The sequence below is a fragment of the Sporosarcina sp. NCCP-2222 genome (genome assembly GCF_023168145.1).
In the GTDB taxonomy this organism is placed as follows: Bacteria; Bacillota; Bacilli; order Bacillales_A; family Planococcaceae; genus Sporosarcina.
Genome location: NZ_BQYK01000001.1, coordinates 724,898 through 727,246, shown reverse-complemented (window position 1 = coordinate 727,246; position 2,349 = coordinate 724,898). Strand labels below are relative to the sequence as shown.

Annotated in this window: 2 protein-coding genes and 1 pseudogene; 2 read left to right on the top strand and 1 reads right to left on the bottom strand. The window is 44.5% G+C overall.

Features of this window, described 5'->3' with window-relative positions; translation table 11 throughout:
- Positions 1-506 (top strand): RluA family pseudouridine synthase (locus NCCP2222_RS03770; protein WP_248509724.1); only part of this gene is annotated, 506 nt, incomplete at its 5' end.
- On the opposite strand, the gene prpE is transcribed toward NCCP2222_RS03770, so the two are convergent.
- Positions 490-1,230: a bis(5'-nucleosyl)-tetraphosphatase PrpE gene (prpE, locus tag NCCP2222_RS03765; RefSeq protein ID WP_248509722.1), complete on the bottom strand. Its 741-nt coding sequence runs from the start codon at positions 1,228-1,230 to the stop codon at positions 490-492. The two genes, NCCP2222_RS03770 and prpE, sit on opposite strands and share 17 nt — an antisense overlap.
- A gap of 140 nt (positions 1,231-1,370) precedes the next feature.
- Between prpE and mgtE the strand changes: the two are divergent.
- Positions 1,371-2,349 (top strand): annotated as a pseudogene (gene mgtE / locus NCCP2222_RS03760) (magnesium transporter); the annotation flags it as partial.

The following is a 2,349-nucleotide window of genomic DNA, read 5'->3' as shown; positions in this document are numbered from 1 at the left end:
GGCTGGATCGTGATACGTCCGGCCTCTTATGTATTGCAAAGAATCGCCATATCCATCATCTGTTAAGCAGTCAGATGGAATCAATCGGCTTTCATCGCCAATATATCGCCTTTGTGGAAGGCCATTTGAAAGAATCTCGTTTCACTATTGAGCGACCCATAGGCAGGAAAGAGGGGAGCATCATTGAAAGGACCGTTCGGGAAGATGGCCAGTACGCACGCACGGACGTTGAAGTGCTCGGGTTGTATGACAACGATGGCTATCGATTTTCAGAAGTGATGCTAGTTCTCCATACTGGCAGGACGCATCAAATCCGAGTGCATATGCAGTCGCTCGGACACCCATTAGTAGGAGATGATCTATATGGCGGCTCGTTATCTCTAATTAGCCGCCAAGCATTGCATTGCGCATCAATCGGTTTTTGCCATCCTCTCACAGGGGAACCGCTCCGCTTTGATAGCAGTTTGCCCCCGGATATTTCATGGCTTACTATTCGAACCGAGTAAATCGATCAGGCTGGAAGGGCTGGCGGGATGGAACGCTGCGTATTTCCATTTCAGGATAACGAAGAGCCGACAATTTCCCGCCAAACACGCAGCCTGTATCGATGTTGACTGTATTTTTCACAAAGCGGGCCACTGGAACCGGCGTATGGCCATATACGATGAAAGGATCCCCATCATAATGTTTTGCCCAATCCCTGCGTTCTGGCCTACCATCTGGTAAGGTTTTACCGGAAATATCTCCATACAATACGAATGTCCGGATGCTCTTGGAAACCGGGACGCCAATCATCCTTTTTGGGATGCCTGCATGCGCAATTATGAGCTTTCCGTTTTCAAGGGATACATATAGGGGTAAATTCTCATAGAAGCTTTGGTATCTCAGTAGAAATTCCTCTTTCTTGTTGGTAGGCAGCGAATCGAGTTCAGCCACCGTTGTTTCCAGCCCATGTGTTTGCTGAACTTTGTTTCCTTTGGCGTACCGGTACAATTTATTGCAATGATTGCCTGGTGCATAGAGCAGGATCCCGGCTTCCTGCATTGAAAACAAAAGCTGCATTGTTTGAAGAGAATCTGGTCCTCTGTCTGTCGCATCTCCTACGAAAGCAAGTTGTCTTCCTTCACTATGGATTGGCAGGCCATTCTTAATTGTGTACCCGAGCGAAGTAATCAATTCAATTAATTCCGCAAAGCATCCGTGGATATCGCCGATGATATCGTATTTCATTTTTTTTGCTCCTTTATTTGGCATTATATATTTTTTAGTAACTTGTAGAAATTGAGAAGAAAAGTTGTTATTGTTTTTTATGTTATCATACCTGGATTGCAAGCAATCATACACGACAGAGCGGAAAGGAAGGTGCAGCCATGACGGAATATAACGAAACAAAAGAAGAAATCACACTTATTGAGGAGAGAATGACCGAAGCTCTGAGAAATCGGGATCTTCGAACTTTCCGGGAGGAGTATTTAGCACTCCATCCTTATGACCGGGCGATTATCTATGAAAATGTAGGACCGGATTTGAGGAAACAAATCTATTATTTTCTTTCACCAAAGGAATTAGCGGAAATTTTCGAGACTAGTGAGATTGATGAAGATGAATATAAAGAGTTCCTTCAGGAGATGGACACGACGTATGCGGCCGAAATGATCTCCCATATGTTTGTCGATAACGCGGTCGATGTCCTGAAAGAACTTGATAAGTCGCAAATCGCAAGCTATCTCATCTTAATGAACAAAGAGGCGGCTGAACAGATCAAGTCGCTCTTGCATTACGAAGAATATACTGCTGGTTCAATTATGACGACGGAATATGTTTCTATTCCGGAATTTTCCACTGTCCGTTCGGCGATGACCATCCTCCGCAATGAAGCGCCTGGCGCAGAAACTATCTATTATGTATTCGTTGTGGATGAAGACAATCGACTGACGGGTGTTGTATCGCTTCGTGACTTGATCATCGCCGAGGAGGATACACTCATCCGGGATATAATGAATGATCGAGTCGTCAGTGTGCTTGTATCGGATGATCAGGAAGATGTAGCAAGAACGACCCAGGACTATAATTTGCTTGCTGTGCCGGTTGTTGATTTTCAGCAGCATTTGTTAGGGATAATTACGGTCGATGATGTCATTGACGTCTTAGATGAAGAGGCATCGGATGACTACTCTAAGCTTGCCGGGGTTGCTAATATGGATTCGATGGATAAAAATTCTTTATCCGCAGCTAAGAAAAGAGTTCCCTGGCTGATCATCTTGCTCGTATTAGGCATGCTGACTGCAAATTTAATTGATTTATTTACGGATACAATTTCCCAAGTGGCGCTATTAGCCGCCTTTATTC